This window comes from uncultured Microbacterium sp., assembly GCF_963521645.1.
Lineage (GTDB): Bacteria > Actinomycetota > Actinomycetes > Actinomycetales > Microbacteriaceae > Microbacterium.
In genome coordinates, this window is record NZ_CAUQVQ010000051.1 from 1 (window position 1) to 18,511 (window position 18,511).

At 69.2% G+C, this 18,511-nt stretch carries 16 protein-coding genes; 3 read left to right on the forward strand and 13 right to left on the reverse strand.

The window, feature by feature from the left end; all coding sequences use genetic code 11:
* From RWO82_RS11080 to RWO82_RS11100, 5 genes are all read right to left on the reverse strand, one after another.
* A partial coding sequence (locus RWO82_RS11080) for a sigma-70 family RNA polymerase sigma factor (protein WP_314426855.1) occupies positions 1–847 on the reverse strand: 847 nt, incomplete at its 3' end.
* Complete coding sequence (locus RWO82_RS11085) at positions 844–2,010, reverse strand: alpha-hydroxy acid oxidase (RefSeq protein ID WP_314426856.1); 1,167 nt, start codon at positions 2,008–2,010, stop codon at positions 844–846. The genes RWO82_RS11085 and RWO82_RS11080, both read right to left, overlap by 4 nt.
* A 29-nt stretch (positions 2,011–2,039) precedes the next feature.
* Positions 2,040–2,807: an amino acid ABC transporter ATP-binding protein gene (locus RWO82_RS11090; protein WP_314426859.1), complete on the reverse strand. Its 768-nt coding sequence runs from the start codon at positions 2,805–2,807 to the stop codon at positions 2,040–2,042.
* Positions 2,804–3,727, reverse strand: coding sequence for an amino acid ABC transporter permease (locus RWO82_RS11095; RefSeq protein WP_314426861.1), 924 nt, complete (start codon positions 3,725–3,727; stop codon positions 2,804–2,806). The genes RWO82_RS11090 and RWO82_RS11095 overlap by 4 nt, the downstream gene beginning before the upstream one ends.
* A gap of 5 nt (positions 3,728–3,732) precedes the next feature.
* A complete protein-coding gene (locus tag RWO82_RS11100) occupies positions 3,733–4,608 on the reverse strand; it encodes a transporter substrate-binding domain-containing protein (RefSeq protein WP_314426863.1) in 876 nt (291 codons plus the stop codon).
* Positions 4,609–4,893: 285 nt separating this feature from the next.
* On the opposite strand from RWO82_RS11100, the gene RWO82_RS11105 reads away from it, so the two are divergent.
* Entirely contained in the window at positions 4,894–6,414 is a 1,521-nt protein-coding gene (locus tag RWO82_RS11105; protein WP_314426866.1) for a helix-turn-helix domain-containing protein, read from the forward strand.
* Between the two features lie 31 nt (positions 6,415–6,445).
* Here RWO82_RS11105 and RWO82_RS11110 read toward each other — a convergent pair whose 3' ends face one another.
* The 8 genes from RWO82_RS11110 to RWO82_RS11145 form a co-directional block, all read right to left on the reverse strand.
* Positions 6,446–7,066: a sigma-70 family RNA polymerase sigma factor gene (locus RWO82_RS11110; protein ID WP_314426868.1), complete on the reverse strand. Its 621-nt coding sequence runs from the start codon at positions 7,064–7,066 to the stop codon at positions 6,446–6,448.
* Positions 7,067–7,108: 42 nt separating this feature from the next.
* The gene (locus RWO82_RS11115) at positions 7,109–7,726 is read right to left on the reverse strand and encodes a hypothetical protein (RefSeq protein WP_314426870.1); all 618 of its coding nucleotides are present in this window, start codon (positions 7,724–7,726) and stop codon (positions 7,109–7,111) included.
* Positions 7,723–8,664 carry a class C sortase gene (locus tag RWO82_RS11120; RefSeq protein ID WP_314426872.1) on the reverse strand — a complete coding sequence of 314 codons (942 nt, stop codon included), beginning with the start codon at positions 8,662–8,664 and terminating at the stop codon, positions 7,723–7,725. Before RWO82_RS11120 ends, RWO82_RS11115 begins: the two co-directional genes overlap by 4 nt.
* Positions 8,665–8,793: 129 nt before the next feature.
* Complete coding sequence (locus RWO82_RS11125; RefSeq protein ID WP_314426874.1) at positions 8,794–10,275, reverse strand: SpaH/EbpB family LPXTG-anchored major pilin; 1,482 nt, start codon at positions 10,273–10,275, stop codon at positions 8,794–8,796.
* Between the two features lie 64 nt (positions 10,276–10,339).
* Positions 10,340–12,817 (reverse strand): SpaA isopeptide-forming pilin-related protein, encoded by a 2,478-nt coding sequence (locus RWO82_RS11130; RefSeq protein WP_314426877.1) that lies wholly within the window; start codon positions 12,815–12,817, stop codon positions 10,340–10,342.
* Between the two features lie 292 nt (positions 12,818–13,109).
* Complete coding sequence (locus RWO82_RS11135; protein ID WP_314426880.1) at positions 13,110–13,910, reverse strand: DUF1206 domain-containing protein; 801 nt, start codon at positions 13,908–13,910, stop codon at positions 13,110–13,112.
* Positions 13,911–13,972: 62 nt separating this feature from the next.
* Positions 13,973–14,605 (reverse strand): GyrI-like domain-containing protein, encoded by a 633-nt coding sequence (locus tag RWO82_RS11140; protein ID WP_314426883.1) that lies wholly within the window; start codon positions 14,603–14,605, stop codon positions 13,973–13,975.
* A 76-nt stretch (positions 14,606–14,681) separates the two neighbouring features.
* Entirely contained in the window at positions 14,682–15,869 is a 1,188-nt protein-coding gene (locus RWO82_RS11145; RefSeq protein WP_314426885.1) for an ROK family transcriptional regulator, read from the reverse strand.
* Positions 15,870–15,955: 86 nt separating this feature from the next.
* On the opposite strand from RWO82_RS11145, the gene xylA reads away from it, so the two are divergent.
* Both xylA and xylB read left to right on the forward strand, forming a co-directional pair.
* Entirely contained in the window at positions 15,956–17,143 is a 1,188-nt protein-coding gene (gene xylA / locus RWO82_RS11150) for a xylose isomerase (protein ID WP_314426888.1), read from the forward strand.
* Between the two features lie 5 nt (positions 17,144–17,148).
* Positions 17,149–18,435 (forward strand): xylulokinase, encoded by a 1,287-nt coding sequence (gene xylB, locus RWO82_RS11155; RefSeq protein ID WP_314426890.1) that lies wholly within the window; start codon positions 17,149–17,151, stop codon positions 18,433–18,435.
* Positions 18,436–18,511: the final 76 nt, after the last annotated feature.

An 18,511-nucleotide genomic window follows, 5' to 3' on the forward strand; every position in this document is an offset into this window, starting at 1 on the left:
GCTTCGCCCCCTCCGAGGCCGCGACCGACGCCGACGCCGGGGCGGGCGAGCCCGCCGAGTACAACGCCGCCGCCGGCCCGCCGATGATCAGCGGGAGCAGCACGGCACGGAGCTTCGACGACGCCTCGCTGACCTCGACGCTCGCGATCGTGCACTGACGGCAGCTCTCGAGATGCGCGTCGAAACGTGCTCGGTCGGCGCGGGCGATACGTCGACGACGACTGTGGGCGATGATGCGCTCGCACGTCCAGCGGCACTCGGGATCACGCTCGGGTGCTGCGATGTGCGCCTGCAACCAGGCGGTCTTGAAGCCCTCGCGGGCGCGGGCAGCGAGCACCGAGACGGCGTTCGGGCTGAGCCCCATCAGCGGAGCCACCTCGCGCGGCTTCATGCCCTCGACTTCGAGGTACCACAGCAGGGTGCGCCAGCGTTCGGGCAGGTCCTTGAACGCCGAGACCACGAGCGCCCGGTCCGACATCACGTCGAGCGAGTCCTCGGCGTCGTCGACCGGCAGCTCGTCGATGTACTCGAGCGCGATGTCCTTCTGTCTGCCGCCCCAGGTCGCTGCCGCGCTGCGCACGGCCGCGAACAGGTACGGGCGGAAAGCGTCGGTCGGGCCGCCGCCGTTCCTGATCGCGCTGAGGGTCTTGGCGAACGCCTCGCTGACGAGATCGTCGGGGTCGATCGAACTCGTGATCGCGCGCGCGACCCGCATCGCGGCCGGCGAATGCCGGTCCCAGAGCACTCCATAAGCGTTGCCGTCGCCGGCACGCGTGGCCGCGATCAGATCGTCGTCACTGAGGTCCGCGTCGACACGCCAGGACGAGCGCGTGAGCGCGGCGCTCATGAGGCGACCTCGATGTCGTCGCGCGGGCCGTCAGGCGCCCGCAGGGATTCCGACAGTCCCTCGATCCGAGACACGCCGAGGAAGCCCATGACGGTGAGCAGCTCATCGTGCAGCAGCTCGAACGCCCGTCGGGCTCCTCGTTCGCCTCCCGCGGCCAGTCCCAGCGCGAAGGGCCGTCCGGCGGCGGCGGCATCCGCCCCCAGAGACAGCGTCTTGGCGATGTCTCCGCCCCGACGGATGCCGCCGTCCATGATCACCGCGGCCCGGCCGTCGATCGCGTCGACGACCGCGGGAAGGGCCTCGATCGTCGCGATCTGTCCATCGAACTGCCGACCCCCGTGGTTCGACACGAAGACGCCGTCGACCCCATGATCGATCGCCAGCCGCGCGTCCACGTGGTTCATCACTCCCTTCACGACGAGGTTCCCCTTCCACCGACCGCGCAAGCGCGCGATGTCGTCCCAGCTCGCCGACTGATTCGAGTTCCGCTCCATCCACGCGTCCATCTCCCGCATGCGGATGGGGCGACCGTCGATCCGATACGTCCCCCAGGTCATGCGGCGCCCGAGCAGCCACCGCAGCACCCATCCGGGGTGGAGGGCGGTGTCGACGATGTCGCGCAGCGGCGGTCGAGGCGGCATGCCGGAGCCGTGCCGCAGATCGCGGTCCCGCTTGCTCGAGACGGCGACGTCTCCCGCCACGACGAGGGTCTCGATGTTCAGCGCCTCGGCGCGATCGATATGACGCTCGGTCTCGGAGGCGTCGTTCCAGAAGGCGATCTGCGACCACACACGCCCTGGCGCGGCATCCGCCACTTCTTCGAGCGAGCAGCCGGACCACGGGCTGTGCACGAAGACACTGCCTGCGGCCGCGGCTGCCCGCGCGATGGCCACGTCGGCGTCGGGGTGGCATACCGTCAGAAGACCCATCGGGGAGACGACCAGGGGAAGGTCGAGACGGGTTCCGAGGATGCTCGCCGTCGCGTGGCGCTGCGAGGTGTCGACGAGGACCCGCTGGGGGAGCAGCTGAGCCTCGAGCGCCTCGCGGTTTCGGCGCAGGGTGAGCTCATCGAGAGCTCCCCCCTCGATGAAGTCGTACACCATGCCCGGCAACCGCCTCTTGGCGCGGCGTGCGAGGTCGTCGATGCTGTGGATGTCGCGCATGGCGCACTCTCCTGTGTGGGTGGGGGGATTCACGACAGGATCCTGGCGAGGAAAGACTGCGTGCGGTCGTGCTGCGGACTGGTGAGGACTTCCTCCGGCATGCCGCTCTCGACGACCACGCCACCGGCCATGAACACGACCTGATCGCTGACCTCTCGGGCGAAGCCGAGCTCGTGGGTGACGACCATCATCGTCATCCCGTCGACCGCAAGATCTCGCATGACCGAGAGGACCTCTCCCACCAGCTCCGGATCGAGGGCGGAGGTCGGCTCGTCGAACAGCATGAGCTTCGGCGTCATCGCCAGCGCCCTCGCGATCGCGATGCGCTGCTGCTGCCCGCCGGACAGCTCCTGCGGGTAGGCCGGGGCCTTGTCGGCGAGTCCGACGCGCTCGAGAAGCACCATGGCCTCCCCGATCGCCTCGGCACGGGGGCGCCCGAGCACCTGAGTGGGTCCTTCGATGACGTTCTCGAGCACCGTGCGATGGGGGAACAGGTTGAACCGCTGGAACACCATGCCGGTGTGCCGCCGGGTGCGGGCGATCGCGGACTCCCTGGCCTCGATCAGTCGACCGCGGTGGCGCGTCGCCCCGACCAGCTCTCCGTCGACGAGGATGATGCCGGCGTCGACGGTCTCCAGGCGGTTCACGCAGCGCAGCAGCGTCGTCTTGCCCGATCCGCTCGGGCCGATCAGGCACGTGACCGATCCCGCCGGCACCGCGAGCGACACGTCGGTCAGCACGGGCGTGTGCCCGAAGGACTTGCGCACCCCTCGGATCTCGACCATGTTCGCGGTCATGCGACGACCTCCTTCGCCTTGTGGGAGCGCGCCCTCCGCCGCGGACCGAACCCACGGCCGTATCGCTCCTCGAGTCGCGACTGCACGAGGCTGAGCACGGTCGTGAGCACGAGGTACCAGATGCACGCCACGAGCAGCAGCGGGATCACCTCGTAGTTGAGGGAGTAGATCGACTGCACCGCATACAGGAGGTCGGTGATCGCCAGCACGCTCACGAGCGATGTGCCCTTGAGCATCGAGATGACCTGGTTCCCCGTCGGCGGGATCACGACGCGCATCGCCTGCGGCAGGATCACTCTGCGCAGCAGCGTGCTCCGAGTCATCCCCAGCGCCCGTCCCGCATCGAGCTGCCCCTCATCGACCGAGGAGATGCCGCTGCGGATGATCTCGGCCATGTACGCCGCCTCGTTCAGGGAGAGTCCGAGCAGAGCGGCGCCCAGGGGCGTGATGAGCACGTTCGCCGAGCCGAGCACGATGCTGGGTCCGCCGAACGGCAGCCCGAGGGCGATGACCGGATACAGGGCTGCGATGTTGTACCAGAAGATGAGCTGCACGAGCAGCGGCGTCCCGCGGAAGAACCACACGTACGCACCGCTCACGCCCGCGAACACGGGGTTGCCCGAGACGCGCATGATGGCGAGACCGACGCCGAGGACGATTCCCGCGGTCATGGAGACCACGGTCAGCACGAGCGTGAGGAGCATCCCCTGCAGCACCAGCGGGTCGAACAGGTACGCGGCCACGACCGGCCAGCCGAAACGCGGGTTCGTGGCGACATCCGCGAGGAAGAAGGCGACGGCCAGGCAGAGCAGCACGCCTCCGATCAGGACGCCGATGTGCCGCCGCTTCTGGACCTCGAGCGACGTGAGCGTCTGCGGGAGTCCCGTGCCGCTGCCTGCGTTCGACGTGAGGGGGTCCATGGCGGTCATCCCTGAGGCACGTTGACGCGGGCTTCGCTGATCGCCATCGACTCGAGCCCGTACTGCGCGAGCACGCTCTGATACTCGGACGACGCGATCACGGCGGCGAGCGCCGTGGCGACCGCATCGAGCGTTCCTGCCTCGTGCGGGATGCCGACCGCGACGGGCGCGACGTCGTTCTCCTCCCCGATCTCCAGCCGAGGGTCCTGGGAGACCGCATGGCCGAGGATCGGCGAGTCGGCGTAGACGACATCGGCTCGATCGCTCAGCAGCGCGGAGACGGCCTGCCGCGTGTCCTGGAACTGCAGGACCTCCAGCGCCTCCTCCCCTGCACCGGTGCAGGCCGCGTCGAGATCGGGAATGTTGGCGGTCAGCTGGTACGACCCCTTGAGCACGGCCACCCGCCTTCCGCAGAGGGTGTCGAAGCTGATCCCGCGAGGGTTGCCGGTGGGCACGGCGAGCGCGCTGCCCATCTGCACGTAGTCGACGAAGTCGAGCTGCTCCATGCGTTCTTCGGTCGGCGTCATCGACGAGACCGTCAGGTCGTACCGACCGGCGCTCATGCCGGGGATGATCGTCTCGAACGTGGTGACCTCGATGGCGAGGTCCATGCCCAGGGCGCCGGCGAGCAGGCGGGCGATGTCGGGATTGATCCCCGTCATCTCCTGGGTGCCCTCGCGATAGAACTGCGTGGGCGGCTCGTTGGTGGGGATCGCGACACGCAGCGTGCCGCGCTGCCGCGTGTCTTCGGGCAGGAGTGCGACCGCCTCGGGGACGGCATCCATGGTGGGTTCGTCGACCGTCGTCGGCGGTGCCGCGGTCGGGACGGAGCAAGCGGTGACGAGAGCGACCAGGACGACAGCCGATGCGATGATCGACATCGATCTGCGCAGTGGGGAAGGCGGTGAGAGGTTCATGTGGGGTCCCGTCGGGGCGGCGATGCCCGGAATCCAGCTGGGCTGTGTACGAGGACTACGGGTCGGGTGGCCACGCGGTGCCCGTCGCCTTCGTCCTTCCAGTCTTGCGGGACACCGGTATAACCGATATGTAGATTCCTATGGCAGTTGACGACTCTAGATGGAGGACTGTCCATGCATTCAGTACCGGGAGTGCCACATAGCGGTATTCCGACACTTCACGAAGCGTTGACGGTCTCGGACGGGATCGTGACCCCCTTGTCGGCCGACTCGACGGCACATGCGAGGACGTACACAGGAGTCGACTTCTACGACCCGGACGTCCCCGTCGACGACTACCGCGATCACATCGTCCTGGCGGCAGGCATTCCGTTCGGCGACCTCGGCACGCTGGCCGCAGCACTCGACTCCGGCGGGGCGGCAGCGCTCGTCATCCGCCGTACCTCGAGCACGGACGAACGTCCGTCGATCGACCGCCCCGCCGCCCGAACCCCGATCCTGAGCCACCACGATGCGGACTGGGCGCAGCTCGCCACGGTGCTCCGCTCGCTGCTGAGCGCCCACTCCGTCGGTCACATGACGGGAGTGCGGCTGGGCGACCTGTTCGGCCTGGCGAACGCGCTGGCCACACTCACGGAGGGCGCCACGAGCATCGTGGACGCGGCGGGTCAGGTCGTCGGGTACTCCACGCACGCCGACCAGCCCATCGACGACATCCGCCGGCGCACGACGCTCATGCTCCAGGAAGAGGTGCCGATCTCGCGGGACGCGGACTATCAGGGCCTGCTGCGGGCGCCGACGTCACGGCACTTCCCTTCGGACACCGATCAGTTCGGTCGCGTCGGGATCGCGGTCCGCGCCTCGGGTGAGCTCCTCGGATCGATCTGGGTGATCCAGATCGATCCCGAGCTCGCGCCGCGGACGCAGACGCTTCTCGAGGAGATGGAACCGATCGCCGCCCAGCACCTGCTGCGGGCACGCGAAGACGCAGCCGATCGCGATCAGCGCAATTCCGGGCTGTTGCGCACGCTGATCGAAGACGATCGTCACGCGCGCAGCGCGGCGTCGCAGTTGCTGATACGCCCGGAGGCGGGATGCACGGTCGTCTGCTTCCGCGTCGACACGTTCGACGAGGTCGAGGCCGTGCGGGGAATACACCGACTGCTCCACCTCGCGATCAGCGTCTCGAGTGCCGCCTTCCCCGGCTCGCACAGCGCGGTGATCGGCACCCAGGCGGTGACGCTGATCCCCGGTGCGGCCGCGTCGCGCGTGCAGAGCTTCGCGCACTCGGTCATCCGCACCGACACCGCCCTGCTCGCCGGGATCGGCAGCCAGGTGCACGATTTCGCCGGGATCGCGAGGTCGCACCGAGAGGCCAGCGCGGCGGTGGGCGCACTCATGGACGCGCAGCGCAGCACCGCTCGGACCGGTACCGCGCGCCTGGCGACGTTCGGGGAGATGCGCGATCGACTGGCCGTCCTGCAGGTGACCGACATCATCGAGGGCATGGATGCCGCGGTCGGGGATGCCGCGAGCATCATCGCGCATCACGACGCCGCTCACGGCACCGACCTGTCGCGCACTCTGCGGACGTATCTCGACCTGCTCGGGAACGTGCGCGAGACGGCAGCGGCGCTGCACGTGCACCAGAACACCGTGCGCTACAGACTCGACGTCGTGCGCACCGAACTGGGCATCGATCTGGATTCACCCGACACACGGCTGTGGCTCTGGCTGCGCCTCTCGGCCCCCACGCGGCGCGCCGTGTGAGCGACCGGGCCGCCCGGAAGCGGCCCCTCCCTCATGGGAGCGCCTTCGTCCACGCCCCGGGTTCCGCCCCGTCGCGCTGACCGTCGAGCCATGCCCTGCGGAAACCGTCGCGAGCGCGGAAGGCCAGGACCGAGACGGCGTTGGGCGTCATGCCCATCAGCGGGGCCAGTTCGCGTGGTTTCATACCCTCCACGGTGAGGTGCCACAGGAGAGTTCTGTGACGCGGCGACAGCGTGCGGAGGGCAGCGACGACGACCGACCGTTCCGACACGCGTTCGATGGCGTCGGGCTCCCCCTGCGCGAGTTCATCTTCGGAGAGACCGTCCAGCGGCAGCACGTCGTGCCAGCGGGCCCAGCGGGCGGCGGTGTTGCGCACGGCGGCGATGAGATACGGGCGGAAGGCGTCGCTCGGACCTCCCCCGGAGCGCGTGACCCGCAGGATCGCGGCGAAGGCCTCGCTCACGAGATCGTCGGGATCGATCGTCGGTGCGATCGACTCCGCGATGCATCGCGCGGCGTCCGCATGACGGATCCACAGCAGAGCGAAGTGCCGGGTGTCCCCCTCGCGCACGGCGGTCACGATCTGACCGTCCGTCGGCAGCTCCGACTCGCCCCGGTACGCCGCGTCGTCGAAGAGCTGCGTGTCATCCATGCCGCTCCCGAGGTCCGGGGCGCCGGCGAGAGATCGTCGAGCTCACTGATCCGGCTGCGGATCGACTCGCGCCAGCGCCAGGAATCGCATGCGGTTCTCTCCGTAGAAGCACGTCTGCACCATGAACTCGCCGGACATGCCGACCAGCGCGTCGAGATCGGACCACTTGGGAGTGTGGCGTTCCTCGACCACTTCGTAGACGACGTCGGACCCCTCGACCGTGACCCGCTGGCCGATTTCCCAGCCGAGGATGATGTCACCTCCGCAGTTGTTGTGCGCGGCGAACAACGGCGGGACGCCGTCGCGCCGATAGCTGACCATCTCGGTGAACGTCCCATCGCACTCATCGAGCTGCACGAGTCCGCCCTCTCCCCCGAGCCGGAGCTCGGGGAGCGCATCCGGCGCGAAAACCTGCCGGAGCTGTTCCTGCACGGCGACCTTCACGACTCCGGTGACGCGGTCGACAGCATCGGGGGCGACCGTCGAGGCCACCAAGGAGCTCATGCCGAGCGTGACGAGCGCGATGCTGGCCACCAGCAGTCGGGAACGGCCCCGCCCCCGGTTTCGCGTCGCGCTCGGGTGCGGGGCGACCGCATGCGGCGTGACCTGCTCCGCCGCCGCCTCGCCCCCGACCGGCGTCGAGAGGAGCCCGGTCGTCACGGCGTCCTCGACGCGGCGACGTCGCGCTCGCGCCGGCCACGTCGGCGTGGCATCACGACGACCGCGGTGAGGGCGGGAACCCCGACCACGAGAAGCGCCCACCACGGGAATCCCGCCGGATCGGTGGTGTCGGCGATGGTGGTGACAGCCGTTTGGTCGGTCGGGGCGTCGACTCGTTCGGCGCGCACGAGGAGCCGATGCGTGTTGACGCCCGTCGGCGTGCACGTGACGAGCGTGACATAGTCCTTGCCCGGCACGCGGCGCAGCGCCTCCGTGTCATCCGGAAGGACGGTCTCGATGCTGTCCACCTCGTAGTAGAGGTCTTCACCAAGCGTCGTGACGATGATGAGGTCGCCCTCGACCAGTTCATCGATGTCGTCGAAGAGAGTGGCCTGCACGAATCCGTTATGACCGGTGAGCACCGAGTGTGTGCCCGGTCCCCCCACCGGCAGCGAGGACCCGTAGAGGTGGCCGATCCCCCGCGCGAGCACATCTTCGCCGGTGCCGTGGAAGATCGGGAGATCGGTGTGGATCGCGGGGATGCGCACGCGCGCCATCGCCTCGGTGCCCTCAGTCGCGAGCGTGTCGAAGTAGGCCGCCGTCCCCTCGCCGATCGCGGTCTGCTGGCCGTCTGCACCCAGCGCATAAGGATCGCGCAACGGGCCCGTGGGCAGATTCCGGTTGTAGGTCTCTGCGCCCTCGAGCATCTCCGCGAGTTCGGCGCTCGGGATCTGCTCGACCGACGAGACGTAGCCGTCGACGGCGGTGTCGTGGCTCCACGCCGAGAACCACGACGCGGCGATCGGGTAGACGAGAACGCTGATCCCGATGGTCGCGATCAGCACGATGATCGTCTGACTCCACCCCCACCGTGCGTGCCGCGCGCGGACTCGCGACCGGGCGGGGGCATCCGGTATCGGTGTGTCGACGAGGGTCATGGGGGGTCTCCGGGTGGGTCGGGCGGTGCGTGGGTCGTGCGATGGATCGGAGGCGCCGGGGCGGAGCGCCCGGGCGAATGGACCGTGCGGGGAAGGGTCTCGACACCTCCCCCGCACGGCCGGTCCTCGTTACGCCTCTGCGGTCGCCTTGCGGCGGGTGCGGACGGCGAGCAGGACTGCTCCGGCGAGGAGCATGACGCCACCGGCGAGGAACAGGGTCGTTCCCGCGCCACCGGTCATCGGCAGCGTGAACCCGGCGTTGGAGGGCACGTTGACGACCTCGAGGTCGACGCCCACCGCGGTGGTGGCGGCCGTGATCGTGAACTCGATCGGGGCGGCCAACAGCTCGTAGCCGTCAGGAGCGACGACCTCGGCGAGCCAGTAGGTCTGGTATCCCGCGTCGCCCGGGGCGACGGTGGCGTTGTCGGCCCAGTCGGAGTAGCGCAGACCCGACAGGGTCACGGTGCCGTCGGCGGCGACCGCGAACTCGGTCGCCCCGCCCAGCGTGATCGGGTTGGTGCCGTCGGTCGCGTCCTGCTGCGTCGGGTAGACGGAGAACACCGCACCGGTCAGCGGGGTGCCGGCCTTGTCGGTCTTCTCGACCGTGAGGTCGCCCCACTTGGTGATGACCTCGGGCGTCACGGTGGGTCCGCCGGGCTGGCCGGGGGTGACCGTGTACGAACCGGCGTTCGGGTAGAGCACGGCCGTGTTGGCGATCTCGCCCACGGTGTTGACCGTGGCGGTGAGGACGACCTGCACCTCGGTCGCAGGGTGAGCTGCGAGCAGCGTGCGGCCGGATGCGGTGAACTCGACCGTGACGGCACGCGTGGCGGCGTCGTACGCGATGGTGTAGTCGGCGGCTGCGAGAGGCGTGCCGTCGACGAGCGTCACCGCGGCCGAGACGTAGTCGAGCTTGGCGTCGAGGGTGTCGACGATCTTGTACCCGTCGATCACGGCCACGTTCGGGATGTCACCCGTGATGGTGAAGTCGATCTCGTCGCCGAGCTTGACGTCCTCGGAATCCTCGACCGTCTTGGTCACCTCGGTCAGGGCGTTCTTCGGGTACACGTGCACGTCGTACAGCCAGTTGTCGTCGTCGGCCGGATCGGTGAGCGGCACCGTGACCAGGAACGGCGCGACACCGGTGGAACCTGCCAGCGGCGCGGTCTCGACGACGAAGTACAGACCGAGGTCCAGGCCGTTCAGGGCGATCTCACCGTTCGCGTCGGTGAGCGTCTCGCCGCCGATCGCGCTCGCGGTGTACCCCGCCGCGGTGATGTCGGCGACGCTGTCAGGGGCGAGGTCGGCGAGGTCGCTCGCGTCGACCCATCCCTGGTTGGTGGTGAGGTCGACCGTGTCGACCTTGTAGACCGTGAAGCCGACGCCCGCGAGCGGGTCGAGCGCGACGTTCTGCTCGGTGCCGTCGTTCGGGAGCCCGGTCGGAGTCTCGGGCGCTTCGAACTTGTGGATCGTGAGCGAGCCCACCGCATCCGGATCGACGAGGTTCGGGGTCGCGGCGCTCGCGGGAGCCGCGAGGGTCAGCGCGGCGACGCCTGCGACGAGCAGGCCTGCCGCAACGCGGGGCGCGCGTCGCTCGATGATGGTGTTCACTGTGTCTCTCTCTCGGTAGACCGGGTCTCCCCGGGGGTTCTGGTGGTGATGTTCGGGATGCAGATCAGATCTGCGTGTCCTGCGCGTCGGCACGGGTCTGACGGCGACGGGCGAGCAACGCCCAGCCGCCCGCAGCGACGACGGTGAGGGAACCGGCGAGGATGTAGGGCAGGGCGCCCGTCCCCCCGGTGGTCGGAAGGAGCATCGCCGGCACGTCGCGCACCGTGATGATCTGCCCGGCTGCGGTCACCGCTTCGCCGCCTCCGGCGCCGATGCTGACGGTGCGGTCGGGGTTGATGGTGAACTGCACGGGCTCCGCCAACAGGCTGAAGCCGTCGGGCGCCGTCAGCTCGCTCAGCCAGTAGGTGCCGGCCGGGATGCTGTCGATCTGGAACAGGCCCGTCTCGACGTCCGCGATCGTGAACGGGAGCGGATCCCCCGGTGCGCCGTCGACGTCTTCGAGCACCTCGAACGACGAGCCGTCCATGCGCACCCACCCGCCGGCGGACGATTCGCCGATCTTCTCGATCTGCAGCGGGATCCGGAAGGGCTCGATCGGGGTCTCCGTGCTGTCCTCGTTCGACTGCACGGGGCCGCCGTCAGGGTCGGTTCCCGTAGAGAACGCGGTGTTGATCACGAGCTTCGCGTCGACATCGGCCTGCGAGATCACGTAGGGCGCGTCCGCGACGCACTGCGAGACCTGAGTGGGCGCGATCGTGGTCGGAGTGCAGGTGACGGTGATGGCGAACTGCGTCAGGAGATCGTCGACGACCGCGATGTCGTCGACCGTGACGTTGCCCGTGTTCGTGACCTCGAAGGCGTACATGATGTGGTCGCCGAGGCCGGTCACGCCGTCCTGATCGACGTCGACCACCGAGGCGGTCTTGTCGAGCACGATCTCGGGCGACCACACGGCCGGGATGATCTCGTCATCCGTGTCGGTGACGTTCGGTCCGGTCGCCGGCGTGCCCGTGGCGCGAGCGACGTTGGTGAGCGGAGCCGCATCGAGATCGGCCTGCTGCACCGCATACGTGGCGGTGCAGGTCAGCTTCTCACCGCTCGCGAGAGTGACGGGTGCGGGCTTGTCGCACACCAGCGCGCTCATGTCGCCGACGCCCGAGAAGGAGCCCTCCGTGATCGTCACGTTCGTGAGGTCGGTGTTCACGACCGTGTTGGTCGGGGCCTTCGGTGTCGTGTTGGTCGCGACGAAGGTGTATGTCGCGATGTCGCCGACCGCGTCGTACTCGGTGATGTCCGACGTCTTGACCAGGTCGATCGAGGGCTGGATGACCTCGAGGGCGGCGTTCGACGGCGGGTTGAGGTTGGTCGTGATGTTGGCGGGGCCGTTCACGTATGTGCCGTTGACCGTTGACGTGACATCGACCGTGATCGTGCAGGATGCCTGGCCCAGTGCGAGGTCTCCCCCGGTCACCGCGACGGTGGTGCCGCCTGCGGGCGCCGTGACGACGTAGGGCGCTCCTGCCGAGTTCGCGCAGGTGCCGCCGACGTTGGGGACCGCGGCGATCCGGAGGTTCGCCGGCAGCGCGTCGGTGATGAACCAGTCGTTCTTGGCCATCAGATCGCTCGTGTTGGTCACCGTCAGCGTCATCGTCGACGTCGCGCCGTTGAGGATCAGCGTCGGGCTGAACGCCTTGTCGAGCTGCGGCGTGACATCGACGATCTGCGGAAGGTCGAAGGCGACGTCGTTGCCGGACCCGGTCGCGGTGGCGTTGTAGAGCTCGAGGCCGAGGTTCGCGGTCGTGCCGACCGGGACCTGGTACGCGGCCGACTGCAGCTTGGCCGTCTGCGTCGCCCACACCGTGTTGTTCGTGCACGGGTTGAGCCCGGTGCTGAGCACGATCGGGCTGTTGTTGACGAGAAGGCTGAACGTCTCCTTCGGCTGATTCGCCCCTCCGGCCGCCGGGCAGTTGACCGCGGCGAAGTACGCCGAGACGGCGTAGTAGTGCCCGGCGATCGCGGGGATCGTGTTGACCGTGCGGAACTGCGTGCCGGCGGCGATCACGCCGTTGCGAGCGTTCGTGTACGACGTGAGCACCTGGTTGGTCGAGGCCTGCGCGGCGGTCTGGCCCTGCGCGGTACCGAGCGCGGCGGCCATCTGCTGCAGCGTCACCCATGTCGTCGAAACGTTGTTGGTGCATCCGAGGTCGGTGACGGGCGCGGTCGGAGTCGCGGAGCTCATGATCCACCCGTTGCACTGGTTGCCCGCGGGCGTGTACTGCGGCGACGCCGTGTAGGTGGAGTTGGCGGCTGCCGCACTGCCCACATAGGTGGTGATCGGCAGGGCGACGAGCGAGGCGTTCTGGTTCGAGAAGTCCTCGGTGTAGACCGGTGTGCCCGGCTGCGTGACGCCGGGGGTGCCGGGTACCGTCGCCGCGGCCGTGGACCCCGCGCCCGGTGCGAGGGTGCCCCCGGCGATGAGAACGCCGGCCACCGCGAGGATGCCGCACAGACGCGAGAGAGCGCGCCGTCGCGGCGCGCCGTCGGCTCGTGACGCCGTGTGAGTGTGTGAGCGCAGGCTCATGAGTGTCCCTATCCCGGCAGGCCCTCCGCCCGCCGCGAGCGGCGCGACGAGGCGCGGCGAGCGCTGCCCAGTGCTATGAATGTCCCCGGTGCTGGGCCGCAGAGGCGGCCCGTCACATACCCAGACCATGTCGTGCGGGTTTTATGACGGTCGGGTCGAGAATTTTTTTCGAGGCGATGCGCTAGGGGTGCCTCACATGCTGTTGGCGAGCGCGACCGGAGGCGGCCTCATGATCGGGCTCGGCGCTTCCTGCTGATCTGAGAAGCCGGCGAGCGCCTGACCCGGCCCGGGGTCACATGTGCGCGAAGCGCGCGCGCACGATCGAGAAGACGCCGTAGATCGCGAGTCCCACACCGACGAGCCACAGCAGCGGCTCGCCGAACGGCAGGTCGGTGATGCTGCGCAGCGCGCCGTCGAGGCCCGACGCCCTGTCGGGATCCTGCGTCCACGCCGCCACGACGAACAACGCACCCGTCACCGCGATCGCGATGCCCTTGGCCAGGTACCCGACCGCGCCGAGTGCGACGATCCAGAAGTGCGAGGGGCCGTCCGGCATGTCCATGGTCTTCTGGAAGCCCCGGGTGAGGCCGATCACGAAGAACCCCACTCCCACGCCTGCGACGCTGAGACCGACGACGATGAGCAGCACCGTGCCCCCGGGGATCGCGAGCACCACCGCGCTGAGAGTGCGCATCGTCTGCTCGGATTCGATGCTGCCGCCGAACGCGAACACGAGCGCCAGTCCGGCGATCACGAGATACGCGGCGGCGATGCCCATCATCTTGAGGCGTGTCCCCCAGCGGCGCGCGTCGTCGTCGCTGGCCGACAGCAGTCCGCCGGCGACCTCCCAGACGGCGAGGGCTATCAGCGCTGCCGCGACCACGCCGAGGAGCAGCCCGCCGACGGGCGTCGCACGGATCACCTCCATCGCGCCGTCCTGATCGGCGTCCCCTCCGCCGCCCGTGGCGATGGAGACCGCGATCGCGCCGATGATGATGTGCACGAGCCCGACCACCACGAATCCGGCGCGGGCCGTGCGGCGGAAGCCGTCGGAGCGCTGCGCCGACCGCGCGACGTCTTTCGGGGTGCCCATCAGAGCAGAATATCCCCGGAGCTCACGCACTCGCCGCAGCGTGCCGCCGGGCGCGGACCGGGTCAGGCGATGCGCTCGACGGGCTGCCGCAGGATCGTGCGCAGCCGGACGGCATCCACGCGCCTGACATCGCTGAGGTAGATCTCGTGATGCCGGCCGGTCATGCGCAGCCCGTTCTCGGGGATGTACCGGTCATGCATGTCGTCGAGCACGGGAGCCTCGTCGTCGTACGACCCGACGTGCAGCGTCTGCACGCAGAGCCCCTCCTGCAGCGTGTCGAGGCGCAGCTCGTGGAGGGCGGCGGTCGGCTGCCGCTTCTTGGCGAGCTTCACGGCGACCGACTCGACGGCTGCACGGAACATGTGAGGAGTGACGTGGTCGGGAACCATGATCATGAGCGTCCACAGCCACGCCGACTTGTCACGCCGCGTCGTGAAGGCCTGCATGTCCGCTGCGTGCCAGAGTCCCTCGAGGGGCATCACGACCGTGTCGACGCCGAGCTGATCCCTGCTCGCGAACTTGAGCGCGTAGGCGACGGGGAACAGCGCCGACACGGCCTCGGCGTATTCCGGTGCCGCGTTCGGATCACCCGCGCCGTCGATCATCAGGTACTGCATCGGGGGCACCTCGACGAGCCGGAACTCTCCTGCCCGCGCCCTGTAGGCGTCGAGGGTCTTCTTCGGATCGAGCGCCATGTGCCGTCCTTCCGCGCGTGACCACGGCTGCCGCGCGAACGCAGTGCCAGTCACAGTATCGCGTGATCGCAGCCGATCAGGCGGACGCCGCCACCTGTCCCGCTCCCCCGGGGTCGGCGAGGACATCGGCGAACGCGAGCTCCGCCGCACCGATCAGGAGTCGATCGGCCCCCAGCGCGGCCGGGCGTATCTCGAGCAGTTCGGCGCTCTCGGCCATCGCGAGCGCGCGCACGTCGTCGTCGATCTGCTGACCGCGCAGCTCGGCGATCGTGGCCAGGAAACCTCCCAGCACGATGAGAGACGGGTTCACGACGTTCACCGCGTTCGCCAGCGCGCTCGCGAGCACATGCGCCTGGCGGGTGACCTCGTCTGCCACGGCCGCCGTATCGGACCTGGACAGTTCGGAATCGAGTGTCTCGTCATCGGCGGCCCCGAGGCCCACGGCATCGAGCAGCAGTGCGCGGCTGACTTCGGATTCGAGCACGCCGTCGGCGGTCCGGCGATCGTCATCGGCGGAGATGCGCGGGCGATTCTGGCCGAACTCCCCGGCGTACCCGCCGGCTCCGGCGACCGGTTCGCCGCGGATGATCAGGCCGCCGCCGATGCCGGATGCTCCGCCATTGAGGTAGACGATGTCGTCGATGCCCCGGCCGGCGCCGTAACGATGCTCCGCGATCGCCCCCAATGTGGCGTCGTTGCCAACGGCCGTCGGGCAGCCGGTGGCGGTCTGCACGAGTCGGGCGAGCGGCACGTCGATCCATCCCAGGTGCGGCGCGTTGCGCACGACGCCGTCCGAGGCGCGGACGAGGCCCGGAACCGCGACGCCGACCGCTTCGATCCGCGCGTCGGCGAGAGGCCCCTCGCGCCATGCGTCGATGCGCCCGGCGATCACCTCGGCGACGGACTCGGGCGTCGGCAGGCTCTCGTTGACGAGGCGTTCTCGCACGAGGATGCTCCGGTCGAGGCCGACCGCCGCGATCTCGATCGCATCCACCTCGGGGTTCACCGCGATCGCGACGCACCGTGCGGATGCCGTCACCACGGGTGAGGGCCGGCCGACACGACCCGGGACCTCGGGCACACGCTCGTCCACGAGCCCCCGCCTGACCAGCTCCGCGACAAGATCCGCGATGGTCGATCTGTTCAGACCCGTCTGCTCGGTCAGGGCCGCTCGGGACTGGCCGCCGTTCTCGTGCACGAGGCGGAGCACACGCGCCAGGTTATGCGGACGGGTGCCCAGCGCGGGGCTCGGCGGGGACGACATCCCTTCACTGTAAGGGGTGGACGCTCCCGCTGTCATGAGATATGTTGTCAATCACAACTTATCCGCTGACCTGCACAGGAGCAGACATGCCCACTCCCACCCGTGACGACAAGTTCTCCTTCGGTCTGTGGACCGTCGGCTACAACGGAGCAGACCCGTTCGGAGGTCCGACCCGACCGGCGCTCGACGTCGTGCACGCCGTGGAGAAGCTCGCCGAGCTCGGCGCCTACGGTCTGACGTTCCACGACGACGACCTGTTCGCCTTCGGCTCCACCGACGCCGAACGTCAGACGCAGATCGACCGCCTCAAGGGCGCGCTCGCCGACACGGGCATCGTGGTGCCCATGGTCACGACCAACCTCTTCAGCGCACCGATCTTCAAGGACGGCGGCTTCACCTCGAACGACCGCGACGTGCGTCGATACGCCCTGCGCAAGGTGTTCCGCCAGCTCGACCTCGGCGCCGAGCTCGGCGCGAAGACCTTCGTCATGTGGGGCGGCCGTGAGGGCGCCGAGTACGACTCCGCGAAGGACATCCGCCAGGCTCTGGAGCGCTACCGCGAGGCCGTGAACCTGCTGGGCGACTACGTGACCGACAAGGGCTACGACATCCGCTTCGCGATCGAGCCGAAGCCGAACGAGCCGCGCGGCGACATCCTGCTGCCGACACTCGGACACGCGATCGCCTTCATCGACTCGCTCGAGCGGCCCGAGCTCGTCGGGGTGAACCCCGAGGTGGGTCACGAGCAGATGGCCGGACTCAACTTCACCGCGGGCATCGCGCAGGCGCTGTTCCACGGCAAGCTCTTCCACATCGACCTCAACGGGCAGCGCGGCATCAAGTACGACCAGGACCTCGTGTTCGGTCACGGCGACCTGCACAACGCCTTCTCGCTCGTCGACCTGCTCGAGAACGGCGGCCCCGGAGGCGTGCCCGCCTATGACGGCCCCCGCCACTTCGACTACAAGCCGAGCCGCACGGAAGACGAGAACGGCGTGTGGGAGTCGGCCGCCGCGAACATGCGCACCTACCTGCTGCTGAAGGAGCGCGCGGCCGCGTTCCGTGCCGACCCCGAGGTGCAGGAGGCCCTCGCCGCCGCCCGCGTCGACGAGCTGTCCACCCCGACGCTCAACCCCGGCGAGAGCTACGACGACTTCCTCGCGGATCGCTCCGCCTATGAGGACTTCGACGCGAACTCGTACTTCGGCGGCAAGGGCTTCGGCTTCGTCCGCCTGCAGCAGCTCGCCACCGAGCACCTGCTCGGCGCTCGCTGATCGTCATGCCGCTGGTTCTCGGGGTCGACTCGTCGACCCAGTCGTGCAAGGCCGTCGTGGTCGACACCCGGACCGGAGCGGTCGTCCGCTCCGGTCGGGCGTCGCACCCGGAGGGGACATCGGTCGACCCCGAGGCGTGGTGGCGCGCTCTCGACGCGGCCATCGCAGACGCGGGGTCGCTCGACGACGTCGCTGCGTGGTCGATCGGCGGGCAGCAGCACGGCATGGTCGTGCTCGACGAGTCGGGCCGAGTGATCCGCGACGCCCTGCTGTGGAACGACACGCGCTCGGCAAAAGCGGCCCGCGATCTGATCGACGAGTTCGGCGCATCCGCTCTCGCGACGCGCACCGGACTCGTGCCCGTCGCCTCCTTCACGATCACGAAGCTGCGCTGGCTGCGCGATCACGAACCCGAGAACGCCGCTCGCGTGGCGGCGGTGGCGCTGCCGCACGACTGGCTGACCTGGCGGCTGCGCGGCTTCGGCCCGGAGAACCCCCGTCTCGACGAACTGGTCACAGACCGGTCGGACGCCTCGGGCACCGGGTATTGGAATCCGTCGACGGGCGAGTACGACCGCGAGCTGCTGGTCGCCGCTCTCGGGCACGACGCGATCCTCCCGCGAGTGCTGTCGCCCGACGAAGCGGTGACGGATGCCGCGGGTCGGCGCGTCGGCGCGGGTGCCGGTGACAACGCGGCGGCCGCTCTCGGGCTCGGCGCGGTGCCCGGCGACGTGGTCGTGTCGATCGGCACCTCGGGAACGGTCTGCGCCGTCAGCACCGCGCCACTGAGCGATCCGACCGGAACAGTGGCGGGCTTCGCCGACGCGACGGGGAACTTCCTGCCGCTCGTCGCGACGCTCAACGCGGCTCGGGTGATCGACGTGACCGCTGCGCTGCTCGGGGTGACGCACTCGGACTTCAGCGACCTGGCGCTCGAGGCCGATCCCGGCGCGGGCGGGTTGACGCTGCTCCCCTACTTCGAAGGCGAGCGCACACCCAACCTGCCGGACGCCACGGCATCCCTGTCGGGCATGACGCTCGCATCGAGCACGAGGGCGAATCTCGCGCGAGCGGCCGTCGAAGGGATGCTGCGGGGACTCGGCGCGGGCCTCGACGCACTGCGAGACCTCGGCATCCCGCTCGATCGAGCCCTGCTCATCGGCGGCGGCGCGCAATCGGAAGCGGTGCGCCGCATCGCGCCCGAGATCCTCGGCCTGCCGGTCGAGGTGCCGGAACCCGGCGAGTACGTCGCACTCGGCGCCGCTCGGCAGGCAGCCCGCGTGGCCGGCTGAGCCCCCGCCACGCAGGCTGCGAAGGAGATCTCTCGCAGCGAAGGACTGCAGAACGCATACGCTCCTTCGTTGCGAG